Raw genomic sequence first — 19,783 nt, 5'->3', positions numbered from 1 at the left:
CACGCCTCGCCTACCGACTCGACCGAACGGCGCCGGTCACTCTCCACCGCCGGAGTTGCCGATCGCGATCATCCGCTGCACCGACGCCCGCCCGGCCTCGGCCATCGCCAGGTCGACGTGCACCTCGTCGGCGCCCTCGACCAGGCACCGCAGCAGCGCGGCCGGGGTGATCATCTTCATGTACTTGCACGACGCGCGATCGTTGACGGCCTGGAAGTCGATCCCGGGCGCGGCCTTGCGCAGCTGGTGCAGCATGCCGACCTCGGTCGCCACCAGCACCTGGTTCGAGGTCGACGCCTTCGCCGCGTCGATCATCCCGCCGGTCGACAGGATGTGCACCCGCTCGGCCGGGAAGGCGCCCTCGCCGGCCAGGTACAGCGCCGAGGTGGCGCAACCGCACTCCGGGTGCACGAACAGCTCGGCGTCGGGGTGGGTGCGGGCCTGCTCGGTGAGTTCGTCGCCGTTGATGCCGGCGTGCACGTGGCATTCGCCCGCCCAGATGTGCATGTTCTCGCGGCCGGTCTCGCGCTTCACGTGCGCGCCGAGGAACTGGTCGGGCAGGAACAGCACCTCACGGTCGGGGTCGATCGAGTCGACCACGTCCACGGCGTTGGAGGAGGTGCAGCAGATGTCGGTGAGCGCCTTCACCTCGGCGGTGGTGTTCACATACGACACCACCATCGCGTCGGGGTGCTCGGCCTTCCAGGCGCGCAGCTCGTCGGCGGAGATCGAATCGGCCAGCGAGCAACCGGCGCGCTGGTCCGGGATGAGTACGGTCTTGGCCGGGCTGAGGATCTTGGCGGTCTCGGCCATGAAGTGCACGCCGCAGAACACGATGGTGTCCTCTTCGGCCTCCGCGGCGATGCGCGAGAGGGCCAGGGAGTCGCCGACGTGGTCGGCCACGTCCTGGATCTCGGGCAGCTGGTAGTTGTGCGCGAGGATGGTCGCATTGCGTTCGCGCGCCAGGCGGCGCACCTCCTGCGCCCACTCCGGCGTCGCTTCGACACCCGCGTACCCGCCGGGTCCATCGAAGACCGAACCCATCAGCGTCTGCTGTGCAGTCGTCGTCGCCATGGTGGCTCCCTTCCTCGTGCGAGCGGCGCCATCGCCGTAATTCGCACCAAACCAGGTTTTCGACTTATAATCGAAAACGTGCCCCATAGTAACACCATCCACGAATCGCTCACCGCGGTGTTCCAGGTTCGCCGCTTTCCCGTCGACGTTTCCGCAGGTAGGAGCACCAAGCACCCAGAACTGGCGGTGCTGCTGTGGGAACGCGCGCTCGATCCGCAGATCGGTACGTGGTCACTGCCCGGTGGCCGCCTTCGCGACGACGAGGACCTCGACACCTCCGCCCGCCGTCAGCTCGCCGAGAAGGTCGACGTGCGCGACCTACACCACCTCGAACAGCTGTCGGTGTTCTCCAACCCCGACCGCGTCCCCGCCCCGCGCCGCATCGCCTCGGCCTACCTCGGCCTGGTCCCCCTCACCACCGAGCCCGAACTCCCCTCCGACACCACCTGGCACCCGGTCTCGAACCTGCCCGACATGTCCTTCGACCACCGCACCGTCGTCGACCACGCCCGCACCCGCCTGGCCGCCAAACTCTCCTACACCAACATCGCCTACGCGCTGGCCCCCGACACCTTCACCATGTCGACCCTGCGCGAAATCTATTGCGCCGCACTCGGCTACGACGTCGACACCACCAACCTCCAACGAGTCCTCACCCGCCGCAAGGTGATCACCCCCACCGGCGCCACCGCACCCCCCGGCCGAGCAGGCGGCCGCCCCGCCGCCCTCTACCGCTTCACCGACTCCGGCCTCCGCGTCACCGACGAATTCGCCGCCCTCCGCCCCCCGAATTGATGGGTGCAGACTGCACCCATGGTGCTACGCTGGGGTTATGCCAAAAGTGATTCAGATTCGCGAGGTTCCCGATGACGTTCATGACGCGCTGGTTGCCGCAGCCGCAGCGGAGGGCCTTTCCCTGACCCGCTACCTGCTGCGCGAGCTGAATCAGGTGGCCCGGCGCACCCAAATCGTGCAACACAACAGCGAGATCATTCACCGGACTCGAGACGAAGTCGGCGCGTCCCTCGATCGCGAAACAGTGCTGTCGGTGCTGCGCGAGGGTCGTGGCGAGTGATCGTCATCGATGCCGGGGTGGTCGTCGATCTGGTTATCGGAGTGGTCGATCCGGCCTGTCTGAGCGACGAAGAATTGGCAGTCCCACATCTGATCGACAGTGAGGTCACCAACGCCCTGCGACTGCTCGCCCGACGCCGCGCACTGACCGAGAAGCAGGCCGACCTGGCCTTCGATGGATTCTCCCAGCTGGTGCTGAGTCGATTTCCCGCAGAGCCACTTCGGCGCCGAATGTGGGAACTCCGTGGCAATCTCAGCGCCTACGACGCAACGTATGTAGCTCTGGCCGAAGCGCTCGGCGCCACCGCGCTGCTCACAACCGACGCCAGGCTCGCTGCCGCGCCGGGCATCAACTGTCTCGTCAAGGTGGTTTGACAGCGAGCAGTCTTGCCGATGCGCTGCGGACTTTCGCTCACAGCAGCAACCGATTCCGGCGATGCCGGCGCGGGCCTATCGTGGGCGGATGTCCTCACCGATCACGGGAACGGCCGCAGGGGTACCTTTCACCGCTCTTCCACCAGCAGGAGGTGGTGCCGCGCCGTTGATCGTCACCTGGCACATGCTGGACGCGCCGCGGTCGAATGCCGCTTTCGCCGCCGCGTTGCCGATGAACGGGCTGCCGGCGTGGCGGGTGCATCTCGGGATGCCGATGTGCGGTGAACGTATGGTCGACGGCAGTACCGATGCCATCGTCGAGTTGTTCAACAAAGACCCGCTGATGCTGTACCTGCGCCCGTTCGTGCGTCAGGCGACCGAGGAATTCCCGGCGGCACTGGCAGCGATCCGCGAACAATTGCCGGTCGGTGACGAGCCGATCGGGGTCCTCGGCGGCTCGTTGGGCGGTGCCGTCGCGCTGCAGGTCCTCACCGATGCCGCGGTCCCGATCTTCGCGGGCGCCCTCGTCAACGCCGCTGTCCGAATGCGTTCCGTCGTCGACATGCTCCCGGGCGAGTACCCGTACGACGCGGACTCCGAAAAGGCAGTCGACGCACTGGATTTCGTAGCCAAGGTAGACGGTCTCCGCGCCCGCCCTCCCCTGCTGGTACTCAGTGGCGAACTGGATCACCCCGGTCTGCGCGCAGACGCCCGCGACCTCGTCGACGCATGGGGCGACCGAGCAGAACTACAGACGATCCCCGATCTGGCGCACCCACTCGCCGAAGAACCAGGCATCGAACCCGCACCCCAACTCCCCTCAGCCGCCAAGGTCGACTCCGCCCTGACCACCTGGTTCCAACACCACCTGCCGAGCTGAATCCCGAACCCTCCCACAGCACACACGGCAGACGATCAGCTCGATCCGTACAGTCAGCACATGGCCCTGCAGTGCGACGTCCAGCCCACCCCACCGTTGCAACTGACGCCGTCCTGCACCATCCACACCGGGACGGTACGGCTCACCACCACAGGTAAATTCTTCCAGTCCCTGCGAGCACCGGCCGACGAGTTCGGCGTCTTCGTACCCGACGTCGCCCCCTTGCTCGACACTGCGGCCGAACCGCGAATATGGGCGGAAGCCCACGTCATGTGCACCATGTCCGCCCCCGCCAGCGGGTATCCCTCCGGCGTCGACCACGTACGCGCCGCATACCTACCCGATCCCCGCGGCGGCCCGGCACGATGGCTACACCTCGGCGGCGCCGTGTTCAACCCCAAAGGAATGACCCTCAGCTACCGCATCACCGTGCAGACCCCCGAGTTCTGAGAGCCGAAAGTTGTCGGTGGCCGGTGTCACACTGCTGGCATGGACGACAACGCAGCGGACGCGAAAGACACCATCTCCTACGACGACCCTGATGCGCCATGGAACAAGGAGTTCTCCGAGGAGGAGATGGCGGGCTGGAACGACGGGGTGATCACGGAGTTCAGGGAGAACGGCGGGAAAGTCGGGGGTGATTACGCGGGGGTATGTGAGCTCGTTCATCGAGGACAGGTATCCGGCCTGGTATCACAACGCCAAGGCCGATCCCCGGGTCACGATCGAGTTGGGCGGCGAGAAGTTCGCGGCGACGGCCGATGTGCTCACCGGCGAGCGGTACGACGAGTTCGCGGCGTGGGCGCTCGCGGAGAATTCCCTGCTGGCCGAATACCAGGCCAAGGTCGACAAGCCGTTGCCGCTGGTGGTGTTGATACGGGCGGAACCGGAATAGTCCGTCCCCGTTCAGGATTCGTGGCGGCGGTCGCGGTGCTTGGCCGAACGGCGGTAGGTGCGCCCGCTGGGTACCGCGGTGGCGGCCGACGAGCTGCGCAGCGCATGGCGGCGGCGCCAGGCGACCAGGTCGGGTCGCTCGGCGGGCTGCTCGGCGACCGGCTTGTTCGCGGTCTTCATGGTCAGGTCCTCCCCCGGAATGCGATGTGTCCAAGATAAGGAGCGAGTACGATTACATTCCACTGATTTTCCGGGTGAACCTCTGCGGGCTGTCCGCTATTCCTTGTCCACCGCCGTCTCGACCGCAACGGTCTTGCCCGATTTCTTGTGCGGCGCAGTCTTTTTCTCCATCGGCGCACCGATCAGCACGTCGGCCCAGCGCGTCGTGGGGTCGATGTCGAACAGCAACGCCTTCACCAGCAGCGTCAACGGAATCGCCAGCAGCGCGCCGAGCGCACCGATCACCCACGCCCAGAACACCAGCGACAGGAACGTGATGGTCACCCCGAGGCCGACGGCGTCACCGACGAACTTGGGTTGAATGATCGACTGGATCACGAAGTTGATCACCGAATAGACCACGATCACCCAGATCATCAGTACCGGCCCGCTGTCGAGCAGCGCGAGCAGCGCCGGCGGGATGACACCGATGACGAACCCGATGTTCGGGATGTAGTTGGTGATGAACGACAGCAACCCCCACAGGATCGGCAGCGGCACCCCCATCGCCCACAGCGCCCCACCATCGATCACCGCGACGATGGCGCCGAACACCGTGGACACGACCAGGTATTGGCGGGTCCCGATGACGAAATTGCCCAGCGCCTGCGCGATCGCGGGCCGTTCGCGGGCCACGATCGCCATCCGGCGGTCCATCGTCATCCCGTCGACGGCCATGAACAGCAGCAGTGCCAGGACGAAGAACAGATTGGAGAAGACGCCGAGCACGCCGCCGAGTATCTGTTCGATGACACCCGCGGCCTTACCCACATCGATCCCGCTGAGCGCCTTGTGGATCTGATCGGAACTCACCCCGAGATCCGACAGCCAGCCACGCCCGTGATCGAGCAGATCGTTGAGTTGGTCGGCATATTGGGGCAGCAACGAGGCCAATTGCACCGCCGACAGCGCCAGCGCGCCGCCGATGCCGAACAAGATCGCGACGACCGACACCAGCGCCAGGGCCATACCCAGCCAGGTGGGCCAGCCCTTGCGCCGCGCCCAGCTCTGGATCGGCTGCACCGCGATGGTCAGCATGAGGGCGAGAAAGACCGGCCCGACCACGCTGGAGAAGGCTTTCAGGCCGGCGATGGTGACCACGGCCGCCGCCAGCGACAACAGCACGATCAGCCCGCGCGGAATCGACCATTCGGCGGGGGCCGGAGCTGCGGTTTCGGTACTCGGCTCGGACATGCGCCGAACGGTAGCCACGCGAACACCCCACCACCTCCCCCGTTCCGGGTGAGATCGACGCTCAGGCCGTCTTCATCTGCGGTTTCGGTGGCGGCGCCGCGGTGCGGCGGGTGATCCGGCCCGCCGCCCAGAACCCCAACTCCACCACCCAGAACACCAGCAGCGCAGCGGTCACCACCGCGACGGGCACCGCGAGGAACACCACCGACGGCACCGCGATCAGCAACCACCCGAGCACATCCACCGCCCGCGCCCCACGCCACCGACTGCCGAGCCGCACCGCCGCCCACATCATCCAGCGTCGCGGCACCGATACCCCGGCCTCGTGCAGGCTGCGCCGGAATATCCCGTCGGCGTCGGCGGGCCCGACTTCGCCTGTGCGGCACAGATAGTCGTGCAGGATCGCGGCCCTGGTGTAGGCGCCGTAGCGCGGGATCAGCCAGACGAGCGAGCGTGGCACCGAGGCGAAATCGGTGCGGAATCCGGTAGGCACCGTGAAGGTTTCGATCGCGCCCTGATAGGTGAGCGGTTCGGTGAGCCGCCAGAATTTCGCGTCGAGTTCCTCGACGACCGGACCGCCACCGATGAATGCCACGATCGTTCCTCTCGCCACACAGCCAGCCTCTACCTGCTGTTATACGAAAAGGGTATCGCGCGAACGTCGCTCAGCCGCGGGGTTGCGAACTCGGATCGAAATCGCCACTGGGCCGATACTCTTCGGCACCGTAGGGCAGCCGGTAATCGCCGTCGTCGAAGTCGGCCGGGCGCAGATCACCGAGCAGTCCGGCGGCGCCGGAATTGAGATCGGCGGCCGGGTGCAGCGCGGCGAGGAACAACAGCACGAGGGCGGCGAGGAACGGTTGCACCAGCAGCGCGAGGTCGGTGCCGACCTCGGCGGGCAGCGCGACGATCTGACCGACCGCCGGATCGTCGGGTCGCGGATGACGTAGGCCCGCAACCCCTTCGCCGATCCACATCATCACCGCCGCGCCGAGCCCGGAGGCGAGCAGCACCCCGAGCACCAGCGCGGGCCCCCGCGCGATCCGCACCCGCCAGGCACCGACCGCGCTCACCACCGCGACCGCCGCACCGATACACAGGAACATCCCGACCGCGTCGAACAGGTGCAGACTCTCGCCGGTGAGCACTGCCGCGCGACCGGGCTGGGTCACCCGCAACCGCTCGGTCGGCGCGAGCAGACCCCACACCACCCCGGCAGCCGCGCTCGCCACCAGCACCGCCGCCATGACCACGCCGACACCGATGAGCTCGCGCCGCAACACTTCAGGGCGCTCCTCGCGGCCGAGCACTACCGACGTTCCAGCTGGGCCGATTCGATGACACCGTGGCGAGAGCACTTGGCCCACCAGCCGTCCGGGCTGATCTGCACGATCATCCGGCGACCGCACTGTTCACAGAACCTCGGCGGTTCGAGGCCGAGTGCGGCCGAGGCGGGCATCGCGTCGTCGATCCCCGGCACGATCCGCTTCCCCGTGAACGGGTTGTAGCGCTCATCCACTGCGTTCTCCGCCTGTCGTGAAGTGTGCTCGGCGGTCGTGTCACCACTGCCGACCTGGGTCGATTCTCGATCGTACACAGCGATTTACAGGGTGTCGTTGAACGCCTTGATCGGCATGCTCAGCTCGCCGAGCAGGTCCAGATCGGACTCGGCGGGACGGCCGAGAGTAGTCAGGTAGTTGCCGACGATGACGGCATTGATGCCACCGAGCATGCCCTGCTTGGCACCCAGGTCGCCGAGGGTGATCTCGCGGCCACCGGCGAAGCGCAGGATGGTGCGCGGCATCGCGAGCCGGAAGGTGGCGATCGCGCGCAGCGCGTCGGCGGCGGGCAGCACCTCGAGGTCACCGAAGGGGGTGCCGGGGCGCGGGTTGAGGAAGTTCAGCGGAACCTCGTCCGGGCTCAGCGCGGCCAGCTGCGTGGCGAACTCGGCACGCTGCTCGATGGTCTCGCCCATGCCGAGGATGCCACCGCAGCACACCTCCATACCGGCTTCGCGCACCATCCGCAGCGTCTCGAAACGCTCCTCGTAGGAGTGGGTGGTGACGACCTTCGGGAAGTGCGACTTGGCGGTCTCGAGGTTGTGGTTGTAGCGGTGCACGCCCATCGCGGCGAGCTGGTCGACCTGTTCCTGGTTGAGCATGCCCAGCGAGCAGGCGACCTGGATGTCGACCTCGTTGCGAATGGCCTCCACACCGGCGGCGACCTGCGCCATCAGGCGCTCGTCGGGCCCGCGCACGGCGGCGACGATGCAGAACTCGGTGGCGCCGGTCTTGGCGGTCTGCTTGGCCGCCTCGACCAGGCTGGGGATGTCGAGCCAGGCCGCGCGCACGGGCGACTGGAACAGGCCCGACTGCGAGCAGAAGTGGCAGTCCTCGGGGCAGCCGCCGGTCTTGAGGCTGATGATGCCCTCGACCTCGACCTCGGGACCGCACCACTTCATCCGCACGTCGTGGGCGAGTTCGAGCAGCGCTTCCAGGCGGTCGTCGCCCAGACGAAGGACCTCGACGGCCTGCTGCTCGGTGAGGCCTTCGCCGCGCTCGAGCACCTGCTCACGGGCGATGGCCAGAATATCGGTCTGGACGGGTGCCTGTGTCACGACGTGATGTCCCTTCGACGGGGTGTGCGCACGAGCCGTGGGTGTGATCCACCCGGCGTGGCCGTGCAACTTGAACGGTGTTCAGGATAGGGTAGCGGCTATAAGTGAGTCACGACACTCGGGTCGGAAAATCACCACGGAAGGACACGCGTGCAACTGCGGAAGACGGATGTGGTCGACGCCGCCGTCGCGATCCTGGATCAGTACGGGCTCGCCGATCTGACGATGCGCCGCCTGGCGGGTTCGCTGCAGGTCCAGCCGGGCGCGCTGTACTGGCACGTGAAGGACAAGCAGTCGCTGCTCGGCGCGGTGGCCGACCGGATTCTCGCCCCGATGGACCAGCCGGTCACCGCCACCGAATGGCCGTCCCAGCTCACCGAGTTGGCGCATCGGCTGCGCGATTGTCTGCTCGCCTACCGCGACGGCGCCGAACTGGTGTCGGCCACCTACGCCTCGCGCCTGACCACGAGCAAAGCGCGGGAACGGTTGGCGGGCATCGTCATTCGCGCGGGCATGACCAGGGAGGAAGCCGATCTCACGGCCTACACCCTGCTCTACTACGTACTCGGCCAGACCGTCGACGAGCAGTCGCGCATGCAGATGGACTCGATCGGCGCGCTCCCCGAGGACAACACACCGCTGCTCGAAACCCCTGACCCCACAGCCCGATTCGACTTCGGTCTGCAGCTGTTCATCGCGGGTGTGCGCACCATTCTCGGTTCCCGCGTGCGCTGATCAGGGCGGATCGTTGCGATTGGCTTCCTGGAAGCGGCGCACGAACGGCAGCACCTGCGACTCGATGATCTCGTTGTATTCGCGGGGTCGCTGAATCGGATTCGCGTGTTCGGTCTGGCTTGTCCGCGCCACCGACAGCGTGCCGTCCACCCCACCGGCGTGTTCGATCAGCACCTCGTGCGAATACGCCACGTCCACCACAGTGTCGCGGGAGGCGTCGCGGGGGCGGATGAACACGATGGCCGGGTTTCGCTTGTCCGGATGCGGCCTGCCGAGTGCCCGCAGATCCCTGGTACCGCCGCCGGCGACGATCGCCAGGAACTGTGCCTCGATCAACCCGTTGCTGGCGGCGTCGCGGGAGAAGATCTTGTCGCGCAACACTTCCGAGGCCGCCTGACCCATGGCGGAAAAGTCGATATCGAAGAACAGCCCGTCCGACTGCGCGAAACGTTCACGGCGCACCGACATCTCGACCGCGAAGCGCAGCAGCCTGCTCTCCCTCGCTCCCGGCAACCAGCCCACCCAGCGCACCAGATCGGCACCGCGACTGCGACTTTCGGGGCGCACCGCGTCGAGGTCCATCGGTGTGCAGTCCAGCACAACGGCCACCAGTCGGCGATCGCTGCCGAGGTGGATGTGTCTCGCCACTTCGAGCGCGACGATCCCGCCCATGCTGTGCCCGACCAGCACGATATTGCGCACATTGCCGTATCTGGCGGCCCGCACGATCATCTCGGCGATGACCTTGGTGTCGATACCCGCGTTGTCATAGCGCACCGCCCACACCACCCCCAGCTGATTCAGCGCGGGCAGTGCCTTGGCGGTCGGCACCGCGTTCACTCCCCCGAGCCCCACCAGGTCGACGACCGCGGTGTCCCAATTCCGGGAATCCGCAGGCAGATTCGCGGGCAGCAACTCCGGCGTGGTGTGCGCCAGCCGATCACGTTCGGGGGCCACATCGTGCACCCAGTACTGCCCGAACACGATCATCCCGACCAGCAGCACCCCGACAATGCGCAACACCGCCAGCCTCGTTCGGCGCAGGCTGCCCCACGCGTGGCCCAACCGGGTTTCGCGCAACCGTTCCCGCCGACGCGCATCGTCGAAGTCCGCGACGGTGGACGGATGCCGATCGAATGACGACATAACTCCACCATAGGGGCGCCGATCAGCCCCCGCCGCTCACCACCAACGCCCGCCCGCGACCGTTAGGGGCGTCAGTCCAGCTTGTAGCGCTGCGCGTACCGGGTCGGCGGTTCACAGAAGATCGTCCGAAAGTCGCGACCAAGGTGCGCCTGGTCGGCATAACCGACCTCGACAGCACGGGCGAATGAGCGGCCGCCTGCTCATCGACCTCGCCGCGCGCGGATCAGAAGTTCCTGTTGACGCGGACGCACCGCTGCTCGACCGCGTCCGCTGGCTCACGCGACGCGATCCCTCTTGGGCACAACATGCGGCCCCACTGAACGCCCGGGGAACCAGCGGTACATCGCGAGGGCACCGAGGCCGACGCCGAATGCCATCAGGCCACCGGCGGCGGCGAGGCCGGCCAGTGCGCCGACGAGGCCGACCGCGACCGGCCCCGCGAACGCGCCGACATCGTGGGTCAGCCGCCAAGCACCGAGGAATTCCGCGCGGCGGTCAGGAGGTGCGGCGTAGGCGCCGACGGTCATGATCAACCCGTTGCTCAGGCCGTTGGCCAACCCCAGCAGCATGGTGGCCGCGCCCATGGTGAGCACCGAGTCGGTGAACGGCAATACCGCGTAGCCGAGCGCGAAGCAGATTCCGCACGCGGTGCCGGTGACGCGGCTGCCCACGCGGTCCAGCCACACCCCGGCCGGGTAGGACATGAGGACGTCGACCGCGCCGGCCAGTCCGAACAGCACACTGGTGGTCGCGGGGGCGATGCCGAGGTGGGCGGCCCACAGCGGCAGCAGGGCCGTGCGGGAGGCGCGTGCGGCGCCGACCGCGACGGAGGCGAGTCCGAGAGTGCCCAGCACCCTGCGGTTTTCGGACAGCACCGTGTGCACCGGACGCAACAACGACGGATCGCCGATCTCGTTGGAGCGGATCGCCACCATCGCCGCCGCGGCCGCCAGCGTGGTGACCAACTGCAACCACAGCGCACCGACCGGCCCCATCCCGTGCACCAGCGCCGCGCCGAGGAACGGCCCGCAGAAGAACCCGAGCCGGTGCGAACCCGCCAGCGCCGACATCGCTCGCCCACGCTGCTCGGGCGCCACCACCGACACCAGATACGTCTGCCGCGCCAGCCCCCACACCGCGCCCGCCGCACCGTTGAGCAGCAAACCCACTGCCAGCACACCGAGATTCGGCGCGAAGATCGCCGCGAGCACCCCGACCGTGCCGAGCACACTGCCGACCCCGATCGCCGCCCGCTCCCCGATCCTGGCGACGATCCGGCCCGCGGGCAGATCAGCGAGCACCATCCCGAGCCCGCCGAGTGCCACGATCAGCCCCGCCGTGCCCGCCGATGCCCCGAGATCCAGTGCGCGCCAGGCATACATGGGTGCCGCGGCCCCGGCGCCGGTGCCGTACAACGTCATCGGCACGAACACCGGCCACACCAGCGAACGCAGCCGCAGCGGTTCGGTGTCGACCGTGACCGCACTCACCGCCGCCCGCCGCGGTTACCTCTACCAGGACAACAACTTCCGTCGCACTCAGTGCTCATCCGACAGCGACGGGCGTCTGTGCGAACTGGCTCTGCGGACGAGCGAGCCCGAAGTGATCGCGCAGCGTCGTCCCGCTGTATTCGGTGCGGAAGAGCCCGCGCTGCTGCAGGATCGGCACCACGGTCTCGGCGAAAACCTCGAGCCCACCGGGGTAGTACGGCGGCATCACGTTGAATCCGTCGGCCGCGCCCTGGGTGAACCACTCCTCGATCGTGTCAGCCACCTGCTCGGGTGTCCCCGCGAACACCCGGTGACCTCGCGCACCGGCCAGCCGGTGCAACAACCCGCGCAGAGTCGGCCGTTCCCGCTCGACGATCCCCGCCACCACCTGCAACCTGCTGCGCGCGTTGTCGGTGACATCGCCCGCCCCCGCGAACACTTCCACCGGCACCGGCGCATCCAAAGTGAGAGTGCGCAAAGAAGTTCCGGTAATCGATTCCAGCTGCTTGATCCCGTATTCGGGCACGGTGAGCTCGTTGAACTCCCGCTCCAAACGCAGTGCGGCAGCCTCGGTGTCGGCGATGAACGGGCTGATGCCCGGTAGAATCTTCACCTCGTCGGCGGTGCGCCCGAAATCGGCCGCCTTGGACTTGATGTCGGCGTAGAACGACTGCGCGTCCGAAAGCCGTTGGTGCGCGGTGAAGATGGCTTCCGCGTACTTGCCCGCGAAGGCGCGCCCCTCGTTCGACGCCCCCGCCTGCACCAGCACCGGACGCCCCTGGGGTGTGCGCGCCGAGTTGAACGGTCCACGCACACTGAGGTGTTCGCCGACGAAGTCGATCGGGTGGATCTTGTCCGGATCGGCATACACACCGGCGGCCCGGTCGAGCACGATCGCATCGTCTTCCCAGCTGTCCCACAGCCTGACCACCGCGTCGACGAATTCCCGTGCGCGGGCGTACCGTTCGGCGTGGTCGGGGTGTCGATCGAGCCCGAAGTTGGCCGCGGCCAGGTCGGTTCCGGTGGTGACGATGTTCCAGCCCGCGCGCCCACCGGAGATGTGGTCGAGCGAGGAGAGCAGTCGCGCCAGGTTGTAGGGTTCGTAGTAGGTGGTCGATGCGGTGGCAATCAGGCCCAGATGTGTTGTCGCCGCGGCGATCGCGGTGAGCAGGGTGATCGGCTCGAGGCCGGGCGCGGCGTTGTGCCGCACGTCGGTGCGCAGGGCGGGACCGTCGGCGAAGAACACCGCATCGAGCTTCGCCGCCTCGGCAGTGCGTCCGATCTCCTGGTAATACGAGACGTCATAGATGCGGTCGGGCCTGCTGTCGGGATGCCGCCAGGCGGCCTCGTGATGCCCGGACGGGTAGATGAACGCGTTGAGACTCAGTTGACGCGGTGCACTCATGACGCCTGCTTCACTTTCTCGAATTCTGTTGTGTCGACGCCGAGTCCGGCTAGCAGCGTCTCGCGCAACCGAACGAACTCCGGGTGCGCGTGCCTGCGCGGACGCGGTGTCTCGATGCGCTGATCGATCGTGATCTGCCCCTCGTCGAGCACCAGCACCCGATCGGCGAGCAGCACGGCCTCGTCGACATCGTGGGTCACCAGCAACACGGCGGGCCGGTGCCGCTCACACAGCGCCTGCAGCAGGGCGTGCATCCGGATCCTGGTCAGTGCGTCGAGCGCGCCGAACGGTTCGTCGGCCAGCAGCAACTCCGGCTCACGCACCAGCGATCTCGCCAGCGCCACCCGCTGCTGTTCACCACCGGAAAGCTCACGCGGCCAAGCCTTCTCGCGACCGGCGAGGCCCACCTCGGCCAGCGCCGATCGCCCCCGCTGCGCGGCATCGCGCCCGGTCAACCCGAGCACCACATTGTCGAGCACCCGCGCCCACGGCAGCAGCCGCGAGTCCTGGAACACCACCGCGCGCTGGGTCGGCACCGTCAGCTCGCCCGAACCGGGTACTTCGGAATCGAGTTCGGCCAGCGCCCGCAGCAGCGTGCTCTTGCCCGAACCGCTGCGCCCGAGCAACGCCACGAACTCCCCACGCCGGATCTCGATGTCGATGCCGTTCAACACGATTCGCCTGCCGAAGCCGCGAGTGAGCGCGCGGGTGCGCACGACGACCCGCTCGTCGGAGCTCAGTCGCCCAGAGTCTGTCGCCATGCCAGCGCCTTTCGTTCCGTTGCCCGCACGGCGAGATCGCCGAACAGTCCGAGCAGCCCGTAGATCACCAGGCCGACGACGATCACGTCGATCTGGCCGTACGTGCGCGCCTGGGTCATCAGGTAGCCGATGCCGCTGGTCGCGTTGACCTGTTCGACCACCACCAGCGCCAGCCAGGAGATCGTCACCGCCAGCCGCAACCCCAGGAAGAAGCCGGGCAGCGCTCCCGGCAGCGCGATCCGCCGCAGGAATCCCCACCGCGACAACCCGACCGTCTCGGCGAGTTCCACATACCGCGAATCGACACTGCGCAGGTAGGCGTGGGTATTGATGTAGATCGGAATGAGCACACTTGTCGTGATGACGATCAGCTTCATCTGCTCGCCGATCCCGAACCAGACGATGAACAGCGGAATCAGCGCCAGCGTGGGGATCGCCCGTTTGATCTGCACCGGACCGTCGACCACCGCCTCCCCGATCCGGCTCAGCCCCGCGACCAGCGCGAGCACCACACCGATCACCACTCCGAGGACGAGCCCGATCACCGCGCGCTGCAACGAGGTCAGCAGATTGGACTGCAACCGTCCGTCGGCGATCAGTTCACCGGCGGTCTGCGCGACCGTCCACGGCGCGGGCAGTGTCTCCGGGTCGATGGCACCGATCGCCGAGCCGACCACCCAGGTGCCGATCAACAGCACCGGACCGAGGGCGAAACCGAACGGAATCGGCTTGCCGGGTCCCAGCTTGCGCCTGCCCCGCCCACGCGGCGCGAGCACCTCGACGGGGGCCGTGCTCGTCCTGATCCGGCGCAGCACACCGGCATCGAGGGTCGCCATCAGCTCGTCGCCGGCGCGAACGCCGCCCCACTGGCCGTGACGGCCTCGGTGACCGCCGCGTCGAACCGCAGATCGAATCCGTCGGCGGCCTTGATCTTCTTTGGCAGCTCGCCCACGGCGTCGATCGCGTCGATGGTGGTCTGCTGCCTGGCGATCAGCTGCTGGTCCAGGTGCGGGAACGTGTAGGTGCCCAGCGATTCGACGATCCGCGCCGCATCCTCGGCACTGACCTTCTGACTTCCCACGTAGTACTTGGTCGCCCACTCCTCGCGATGGGTGTTGGTCCACTGCCATGCCCGCACGAACGCGCCGACCAGGGCTCGGGTCGCGGCGGCCTTCGCCGGATCCTGCACCACCGCGCGACGCGCGTACAAGTAGGCGAGACCGCTGTAGATGCCGGTGGTTTCCGAATCGGGGATCAGCGAGGCGCCCTGGGTGCGCAGGAACCGGGTCACATTGGGTTCGATGAGTGGCGCGACATCGACCTGACCGGTCCGCACCGCGTCGGGGAATTCGGCAAGCTGCAGCCGGACCAGCTCCACATCGATGGGCTTCAGACCGGCCTTGGTGAGCGCCTTCAACACCGCCGCCTGCTGGGCGGTGCCCTCGGCGTACGCGATCTTCTTGCCCTTCAGCTCCACGAGCTCGGTGATCGAACGCCCCGGTGCGACAGCGAGTTTCATCGCCTGCGGCCTGGTCTGATAGGAGCCGACGATCGGCACGTCCTGCCCCGCCGCCAACGCGTGGATCGGCGGCACATCTCCGACCTGACCGACATCAGCCGCACCGGCACGGAAAGCCTCCAAGATGGCCGGGCCACCGACGAAGTTCGCGAACTCGATCTTGAACGGCAACTTGTCGAGCTCACCCGACAGCCGCAGTGCCGATTGCAGACGTTCCTGCTGATCGGCGACGACGAGTGTGGTCCCCGGCGGCACCTCGGTCGGCAGCGGCGTATCGGGGGTGCCGACCGGTGCGTCGTTGCCCTGCGCACAGCCGGTCAGGCCGAGCGTCGCAACGGTTGCCATCGCGAGAAGTGCGGCGGTGGCGCGGCCACGCAGGCCGGGTCGAAAGGTGTTCGGTCGGTACATACAGGGATTGAATCAACCGCACACCGCCCCGAATACCTTTAGCGTTGCCGTGATTCGAAGGGCTCGCGGCGGGCCTGGCACCGCGTGCCTTGTACAGTCACGGTGTCATCCCCGGCGGGTGCGGGAATCCGGTGCAACTCCGGAACGGTCGCGCCACTGTGATCGCCTCGCGGCGAAAGTCAGACCTCCCTCGCCGGGACACCCTCTGAAAGGGCCGCGTCTTGCCTGTGGAGATTTCGCGATGACCCGTGCGCGGGTCTCGCTCGCATTACCCCTGCTCGGGGCGCTGTTGCTGGCGGCCATGATCGGGGCAACCGGATTCGGCGCGGAGATCGTGCCCGTATCCGCGGTGCTCGACACCCTCCTCGCCCGGCTCACCGGCGCGACGCCCGCCGACCTCGGCATCGACACCATCGTCTGGCAACTCCGAGTGCCACGCACCCTGCTGGCCGCGGTGGTCGGCGCCGGCCTGGCACTGGCGGGCGCGGCAATGCAGACGCTGGTGCGCAACCCCCTAGCTGATCCGTTCCTGCTCGGCGTCTCGTCCGGTGCCGGTGTCGGCGCGGCCGCGGTCATCACCTCCGGGCTGTTCGCCGGTGCGGGCATCTGGGCGCTGTCCGGCGGTGCGCTGCTCGGCGCGCTCGGTGCCGCGACGCTGGTCTTCCTGATCGCGCTGGCGCAGGGCGGTCTCACCCCCTTGCGGCTGGTGCTCACCGGCACCGTCCTCGGGTCGGCCTTCGCCGGGTTCAGCAGCTTCCTCGTCTTCCGCAGCACCGATCCCGCCGCCGCCGAGTCGGTGCTGTTCTGGCTGCTCGGAAGTCTCGCCGGTGCCGACTGGACGACCCTCGCCCTACCCTGCACGGTCGTCGTGGCATGCGGCGCGATTCTCTTTGCGATTGCGGGCTGGTTGGATGCGCTCACCCTCGGCGCGGACACCGCGTCATCGGTCGGCGTTCCGGTGCGACACCTACGTATCGGCCTGTTCGTGCTGCTCGCCGTGCTCGTCGGAGTACTCGTCGCAGTGTCGGGCGGCATCGGTTTCGTCGGCCTCGTCGTCCCGCACGCCGCGCGCATGATCGTCGGCCCCCGCCATCGCAACCTGCTGCCCACCTGTGCGCTGGGCGGCGCCCTGTTCCTGGTGATCGCCGACGCCGCAACCCGAATCCTGGTCCGCCCCACCGAAATCCCCGTCGGCGTCCTCACCGGCCTCATCGGCGCGCCGATCTTCCTCTTGCTGATGGGCAGACGCCGCTACCACTTCGGCGCGTCATGATTCGGGCATTCGGCCAGCCGCACGAACCTGGTTCCTCGCACAGCGTGAGGCCGCAAGGCGAACTGCGGGCCGTGGCCCTGACCTGCGCGATCGGGCGCCGGAATATCGTTACCGAAGCGGACTTCTCGATCAGACCCGGCGAGATCGTCGGCGTCGTCGGGCCCAACGGCAGCGGCAAGTCGACGCTGCTACGGGTGCTGGCCGGGGTCGACAAGCCGAAACACGGCCAGGTCCTCGTGGACGGGCAGGTACTGCACGCGCTCCGGCCCCGTCGCCGGGCCGCAGCGGTGGCGCTCGTGGCGCAGGACGAGAGTCCGCCCGCCGACATGCTGGTCGGCGAAGTGGTCGCCCTCGGTCTGACGCCCTATCTACCGCCATGGGGTCTCGGCGCCCCGCGTGAACAACAGCAGGTGGCGCAGGCTCTGGACGCCGTCGATCTGGCCGGTTTCGCGGGCAGGCAGGTGCATCAACTGTCCGGCGGCGAGCGGCAGCGGGTGCTGCTGGCTCGGGCGCTGCTCCAGGACACCCCGGTCCTGCTGCTCGACGAGCCGACGAACCATCTCGACGTCACCCATCAACTCGAACTGCTCACCCTGATGCGGACCCTGAACCGCACCGTCGTCGCCGCCCTGCACGATCTCGCGCTGGCCGACCGCTACTGCGACCGAATCATTGTGCTGCACAACGGTTCCACGCGGCCGCCCGCAGAGACCTTGGCACCCGAGGTCATCGCCGAGGTATTCGGTGTCGACGCGACCCGCATCCGACATCCCGTCACCGGCGAAGACCACCTGTTGATCACCCCGCGAGAGGCACGATAATGAACAACCCCGGCCGAATCCTGGCCACCACCGCCGCTCTCACCGTCGTCCTGACGGCCTGCACCGGAACCACCACACCATCGGCGGCAACGATCCCGATCCGCAACTGCGGCAAGGAATCCCAGTTCCCCGCCCCCGCGCAACGCCTGTTCGTCAACGACGGCAATCTCATCTCGATGGCCCTCGCCCTCGGCGCGCAGGACCAGGTCGTCGCGGTCTCGAGCATCCAGCGCGACGCCGCCACCCTGCGCGCACACTACGGCACCGACATCGTCGACGGCCTGAAATCCGTTGCCCCCGAGTACCCCTCGCGCGAGACAGTGCTCGCCAACCGCCCGGATGTCATGGTCGCCGGCTGGAGCTACGGCTACGACGAAGCCGCCAACCTCACTCCCGCGTCACTGCAGAAGGACGGCATCGCCGCCTACGTCCTCACCGAGAGTTGCCGCCAACTCGACGGCGAGGCCGCCCGCGGCACCGTCGAACCGTGGACCGCGCTGCGCACCGACCTCACCGACCTCGGCACGATCACCGGCCACTCCGACCGCGCCGCCGAGGTCACCGCCGACCTCGACCGCAGGCTCGCTGCCCTGACCGCCGCACCCAAGCCGGCGAAAACCCCGACCGTGTTCCTGTTCGACAGCGGCACCGACACCATCTTCTCCAGCGGGAAATTCGGTGCGCCCCAGGCGATCCTCGAAGCCGCCGGCGCCCGCAACATCCTCGATGATGTCGACGACACCTGGACCAAGGTCTCGTGGGAACGTCTCGCGGCCGCGGACCCGGACGCAATCATGTTTGTCGACTACCCCGGCCAAAGCTACACCCAGAAGGTCGAGCTGCTGCGTTCCAAGCCCGGCATCAACGGTCTGCGCGCAGTCCGCGACAGCCGATTCTTCAACCTGCCCTACGCACTGTGGACGAGCGGGCCGCTCAATATCGACGCTGCGGAACAGATCCGCAAGCAGCTCGAAACGTGGGCCCTTGTGCCCGCATCGGAAATCACGCCCCGCGCGGACGACGCCGTGCGCTGACCTGGGTACACCGATCAGCGGGGGCGATAGTCAGCTGGCGGATTCTCGCTCGGCCAGTGCCGCCAGATTCGCCAGCGACTGGTACCAGGTTCTCTCGTTGTCGGCCAGGGTCAGTGCCTGCGGGAGATTCTCGTGCAGAATATCGAGCTGGGTGCCGCCGTCGGCGTCGGTCAGCGTGTACGTGAGGGTTTGCGCACCGGTCATCTCCGGCTGCACAGTGACCCATTCCAGCACCTCGACGATCTGTTCGTCCGGCACCAGTGTGCGGAACGTTCCAAAGCAGGCGCTGCGCTGTATCGGCTGCGTCTCCCCCGCCTCCGTCGGCTCGTCATAAGCGAGGGTGATCGAAAACGATCCACCCTCTTTCGGCTCGAACCGGTGCACTTCGGCCGTGATCCCGGGTGGTGGCATCCAAACGGCCACCGCGTCGCCGTCCAGCAAGAGCCGATAGACGGTCGAACGAGGCGCGTTGATATGCGTACCGATCTTGGTCGTCGCCATGGATTCACAGTACAGGGAACGCAAAAAGGCCCCCAGCAATGCTGGGGGCCTTTCGCAATGATGTTCCGGCAGTGTCCTACTCTCCCACACCCTGTCGAGTGCAGTACCATCGGCGCAGGTGGCCTTAGCTTCCGGGTTCGGAATGGGACCGGGCGTTTCCCCACCGCTATAACTACCGTAACTCTATGAAACTGTCACACAGAGAGCCACAAACCCCAACCAAACCCCAAAAGGGACCAGTCGAGACCTGTTGTCTCCATGATCTGTGTGTTGTTTCAGAAACCGCACAGTGGACGCGTAACACCTTCATAAGTAAGCCCTCGGCCTATTAGTACCAGTCACCTACACCAGTCACCTGGCTTC

General features: G+C 67.3%; 24 protein-coding genes, 1 rRNA gene and 1 riboswitch. Of the genes, 10 read left to right on the top strand and 15 right to left on the bottom strand.

All coding sequences use genetic code 11. The annotated features are described in order from the left end of the window. Window positions 1–36: 36 nt before the first annotated feature. A complete protein-coding gene (nadA, locus tag ACFWUP_RS16525) occupies window positions 37–1,074 on the bottom strand; it encodes a quinolinate synthase NadA (protein WP_379235054.1) in 1,038 nt (345 codons plus the stop codon). A 78-nt stretch (window positions 1,075–1,152) separates the two neighbouring features. Here nadA and ACFWUP_RS16520 point away from each other — a divergent pair, with 78 nt between their 5' ends. From ACFWUP_RS16520 to ACFWUP_RS16495, 6 genes are all read left to right on the top strand, one after another. Continuing rightward, complete coding sequence (locus ACFWUP_RS16520; protein ID WP_379235052.1) at window positions 1,153–1,869, top strand: NUDIX domain-containing protein; 717 nt, start codon at window positions 1,153–1,155, stop codon at window positions 1,867–1,869. Window positions 1,870–1,906: 37 nt separating this feature from the next. After that, complete coding sequence (locus ACFWUP_RS16515) at window positions 1,907–2,149, top strand: hypothetical protein (RefSeq protein ID WP_379235050.1); 243 nt, start codon at window positions 1,907–1,909, stop codon at window positions 2,147–2,149. After that, a complete protein-coding gene (locus tag ACFWUP_RS16510; RefSeq protein ID WP_379235049.1) occupies window positions 2,146–2,523 on the top strand; it encodes a type II toxin-antitoxin system VapC family toxin in 378 nt (125 codons plus the stop codon). Before ACFWUP_RS16515 ends, ACFWUP_RS16510 begins: the two co-directional genes overlap by 4 nt. A gap of 88 nt (window positions 2,524–2,611) precedes the next feature. After that, entirely contained in the window at window positions 2,612–3,403 is a 792-nt protein-coding gene (locus tag ACFWUP_RS16505) for an alpha/beta hydrolase family protein (protein ID WP_379235047.1), read from the top strand. Window positions 3,404–3,463: 60 nt separating this feature from the next. Continuing rightward, window positions 3,464–3,853 (top strand): hypothetical protein, encoded by a 390-nt coding sequence (locus tag ACFWUP_RS16500; protein ID WP_379235045.1) that lies wholly within the window; start codon window positions 3,464–3,466, stop codon window positions 3,851–3,853. Between the two features lie 205 nt (window positions 3,854–4,058). Further along, on the top strand, window positions 4,059–4,298 hold the full coding sequence (locus tag ACFWUP_RS16495; RefSeq protein ID WP_379235043.1) for a nitroreductase/quinone reductase family protein: 240 nt from the start codon (window positions 4,059–4,061) through the stop codon (window positions 4,296–4,298). Between the two features lie 11 nt (window positions 4,299–4,309). Here ACFWUP_RS16495 and ACFWUP_RS16490 read toward each other — a convergent pair whose 3' ends face one another. The 6 genes from ACFWUP_RS16490 to bioB form a co-directional block, all read right to left on the bottom strand. Beyond that, a complete protein-coding gene (locus ACFWUP_RS16490; protein WP_379235041.1) occupies window positions 4,310–4,477 on the bottom strand; it encodes a hypothetical protein in 168 nt (55 codons plus the stop codon). 96 nt (window positions 4,478–4,573) lie between these two features. Then, complete coding sequence (locus tag ACFWUP_RS16485; protein WP_379235039.1) at window positions 4,574–5,710, bottom strand: AI-2E family transporter; 1,137 nt, start codon at window positions 5,708–5,710, stop codon at window positions 4,574–4,576. A gap of 61 nt (window positions 5,711–5,771) precedes the next feature. Beyond that, complete coding sequence (locus ACFWUP_RS16480) at window positions 5,772–6,305, bottom strand: DUF1353 domain-containing protein (protein WP_379235037.1); 534 nt, start codon at window positions 6,303–6,305, stop codon at window positions 5,772–5,774. Between the two features lie 70 nt (window positions 6,306–6,375). Continuing rightward, complete coding sequence (locus ACFWUP_RS16475) at window positions 6,376–6,993, bottom strand: DUF2567 domain-containing protein (protein ID WP_379235035.1); 618 nt, start codon at window positions 6,991–6,993, stop codon at window positions 6,376–6,378. Window positions 6,994–7,019: 26 nt separating this feature from the next. Further along, window positions 7,020–7,229, bottom strand: a complete 210-nt coding sequence (locus ACFWUP_RS16470) for a hypothetical protein (RefSeq protein ID WP_379235033.1) — start codon at window positions 7,227–7,229, stop codon at window positions 7,020–7,022. 84 nt (window positions 7,230–7,313) lie between these two features. Continuing rightward, window positions 7,314–8,327 carry a biotin synthase BioB gene (gene bioB, locus ACFWUP_RS16465; RefSeq protein WP_379235031.1) on the bottom strand — a complete coding sequence of 338 codons (1,014 nt, stop codon included), beginning with the start codon at window positions 8,325–8,327 and terminating at the stop codon, window positions 7,314–7,316. Between the two features lie 150 nt (window positions 8,328–8,477). Here bioB and ACFWUP_RS16460 point away from each other — a divergent pair, with 150 nt between their 5' ends. Further along, window positions 8,478–9,062 (top strand): TetR/AcrR family transcriptional regulator C-terminal domain-containing protein, encoded by a 585-nt coding sequence (locus tag ACFWUP_RS16460; protein ID WP_379235029.1) that lies wholly within the window; start codon window positions 8,478–8,480, stop codon window positions 9,060–9,062. On the opposite strand, the gene ACFWUP_RS16455 is transcribed toward ACFWUP_RS16460, so the two are convergent. The 6 genes from ACFWUP_RS16455 to ACFWUP_RS16430 form a co-directional block, all read right to left on the bottom strand. Further along, window positions 9,063–10,208, bottom strand: a complete 1,146-nt coding sequence (locus ACFWUP_RS16455) for an alpha/beta fold hydrolase (RefSeq protein ID WP_379235027.1) — start codon at window positions 10,206–10,208, stop codon at window positions 9,063–9,065. Between the two features lie 275 nt (window positions 10,209–10,483). Then, on the bottom strand, window positions 10,484–11,698 hold the full coding sequence (locus ACFWUP_RS16450; protein WP_379235025.1) for an MFS transporter: 1,215 nt from the start codon (window positions 11,696–11,698) through the stop codon (window positions 10,484–10,486). A 55-nt stretch (window positions 11,699–11,753) separates the two neighbouring features. Next, window positions 11,754–13,103: an LLM class flavin-dependent oxidoreductase gene (locus ACFWUP_RS16445; RefSeq protein ID WP_379235023.1), complete on the bottom strand. Its 1,350-nt coding sequence runs from the start codon at window positions 13,101–13,103 to the stop codon at window positions 11,754–11,756. Then, complete coding sequence (locus ACFWUP_RS16440; RefSeq protein ID WP_379235021.1) at window positions 13,100–13,864, bottom strand: ABC transporter ATP-binding protein; 765 nt, start codon at window positions 13,862–13,864, stop codon at window positions 13,100–13,102. The genes ACFWUP_RS16445 and ACFWUP_RS16440 overlap by 4 nt, the downstream gene beginning before the upstream one ends. Continuing rightward, complete coding sequence (locus tag ACFWUP_RS16435) at window positions 13,840–14,700, bottom strand: ABC transporter permease (RefSeq protein ID WP_379235019.1); 861 nt, start codon at window positions 14,698–14,700, stop codon at window positions 13,840–13,842. Before ACFWUP_RS16435 ends, ACFWUP_RS16440 begins: the two co-directional genes overlap by 25 nt. Continuing rightward, window positions 14,700–15,791: an ABC transporter substrate-binding protein gene (locus ACFWUP_RS16430; RefSeq protein ID WP_379235017.1), complete on the bottom strand. Its 1,092-nt coding sequence runs from the start codon at window positions 15,789–15,791 to the stop codon at window positions 14,700–14,702. Before ACFWUP_RS16430 ends, ACFWUP_RS16435 begins: the two co-directional genes overlap by 1 nt. Before the next feature lie 122 nt (window positions 15,792–15,913). Beyond that, window positions 15,914–15,977, top strand: a riboswitch (cobalamin riboswitch). A gap of 55 nt (window positions 15,978–16,032) precedes the next feature. Between ACFWUP_RS16430 and ACFWUP_RS16425 the strand changes: the two genes are divergently transcribed. Genes ACFWUP_RS16425 through ACFWUP_RS16415 form a run of 3 tightly spaced genes read left to right on the top strand, consistent with a single transcriptional unit; the run spans window position 16,033 to window position 18,919 of the window. After that, window positions 16,033–17,064, top strand: coding sequence for a FecCD family ABC transporter permease (locus ACFWUP_RS16425; RefSeq protein ID WP_379235015.1), 1,032 nt, complete (start codon window positions 16,033–16,035; stop codon window positions 17,062–17,064). Between the two features lie 44 nt (window positions 17,065–17,108). Beyond that, window positions 17,109–17,885 (top strand): ABC transporter ATP-binding protein, encoded by a 777-nt coding sequence (locus ACFWUP_RS16420; protein WP_379235013.1) that lies wholly within the window; start codon window positions 17,109–17,111, stop codon window positions 17,883–17,885. Beyond that, window positions 17,885–18,919: an ABC transporter substrate-binding protein gene (locus tag ACFWUP_RS16415; protein ID WP_379235011.1), complete on the top strand. Its 1,035-nt coding sequence runs from the start codon at window positions 17,885–17,887 to the stop codon at window positions 18,917–18,919. The genes ACFWUP_RS16420 and ACFWUP_RS16415 overlap by 1 nt, the downstream gene beginning before the upstream one ends. Window positions 18,920–18,949: 30 nt before the next feature. On the opposite strand, the gene ACFWUP_RS16410 is transcribed toward ACFWUP_RS16415, so the two are convergent. Both ACFWUP_RS16410 and rrf read right to left on the bottom strand, forming a co-directional pair. Continuing rightward, on the bottom strand, window positions 18,950–19,420 hold the full coding sequence (locus ACFWUP_RS16410; protein ID WP_379235009.1) for an SRPBCC domain-containing protein: 471 nt from the start codon (window positions 19,418–19,420) through the stop codon (window positions 18,950–18,952). 63 nt (window positions 19,421–19,483) lie between these two features. Beyond that, a 5S ribosomal RNA gene (rrf, locus tag ACFWUP_RS16405) occupies window positions 19,484–19,600 on the bottom strand. Window positions 19,601–19,783: the final 183 nt, after the last annotated feature.

Source organism: Nocardia sp. NPDC058658 (genome assembly GCF_042716665.1).
Taxonomy (GTDB): Bacteria; Actinomycetota; Actinomycetes; order Mycobacteriales; family Mycobacteriaceae; genus Nocardia.
This window is presented reverse-complemented; position numbering and strand designations above follow the sequence as displayed.

What these genes read in the sequence shown, in the direction of transcription:
- ACFWUP_RS16490 (WP_379235041.1), bottom strand. Translation starts at nt 4,477, where the DNA reads ATGAAGACCGCGAACAAGCCGGTCGCCGAGCAGCCCGCCGAGCGACCC.
- ACFWUP_RS16500 (WP_379235045.1), top strand. Translation starts at nt 3,464, where the DNA reads ATGGCCCTGCAGTGCGACGTCCAGCCCACCCCACCGTTGCAACTGACG.
- ACFWUP_RS16440 (WP_379235021.1), bottom strand. Translation starts at nt 13,864, where the DNA reads ATGGCGACAGACTCTGGGCGACTGAGCTCCGACGAGCGGGTCGTCGTG.
- ACFWUP_RS16430 (WP_379235017.1), bottom strand. Translation starts at nt 15,791, where the DNA reads ATGTACCGACCGAACACCTTTCGACCCGGCCTGCGTGGCCGCGCCACC.
- ACFWUP_RS16435 (WP_379235019.1), bottom strand. Translation starts at nt 14,700, where the DNA reads ATGGCGACCCTCGATGCCGGTGTGCTGCGCCGGATCAGGACGAGCACG.
- ACFWUP_RS16505 (WP_379235047.1), top strand. Translation starts at nt 2,612, where the DNA reads ATGTCCTCACCGATCACGGGAACGGCCGCAGGGGTACCTTTCACCGCT.
- ACFWUP_RS16410 (WP_379235009.1), bottom strand. Translation starts at nt 19,420, where the DNA reads ATGGCGACGACCAAGATCGGTACGCATATCAACGCGCCTCGTTCGACC.
- ACFWUP_RS16425 (WP_379235015.1), top strand. Translation starts at nt 16,033, where the DNA reads ATGACCCGTGCGCGGGTCTCGCTCGCATTACCCCTGCTCGGGGCGCTG.
- ACFWUP_RS16455 (WP_379235027.1), bottom strand. Translation starts at nt 10,208, where the DNA reads ATGTCGTCATTCGATCGGCATCCGTCCACCGTCGCGGACTTCGACGAT.
- nadA (WP_379235054.1), bottom strand. Translation starts at nt 1,074, where the DNA reads ATGGCGACGACGACTGCACAGCAGACGCTGATGGGTTCGGTCTTCGAT.
- ACFWUP_RS16445 (WP_379235023.1), bottom strand. Translation starts at nt 13,103, where the DNA reads ATGAGTGCACCGCGTCAACTGAGTCTCAACGCGTTCATCTACCCGTCC.
- ACFWUP_RS16515 (WP_379235050.1), top strand. Translation starts at nt 1,907, where the DNA reads ATGCCAAAAGTGATTCAGATTCGCGAGGTTCCCGATGACGTTCATGAC.
- ACFWUP_RS16415 (WP_379235011.1), top strand. Translation starts at nt 17,885, where the DNA reads ATGAACAACCCCGGCCGAATCCTGGCCACCACCGCCGCTCTCACCGTC.
- ACFWUP_RS16485 (WP_379235039.1), bottom strand. Translation starts at nt 5,710, where the DNA reads ATGTCCGAGCCGAGTACCGAAACCGCAGCTCCGGCCCCCGCCGAATGG.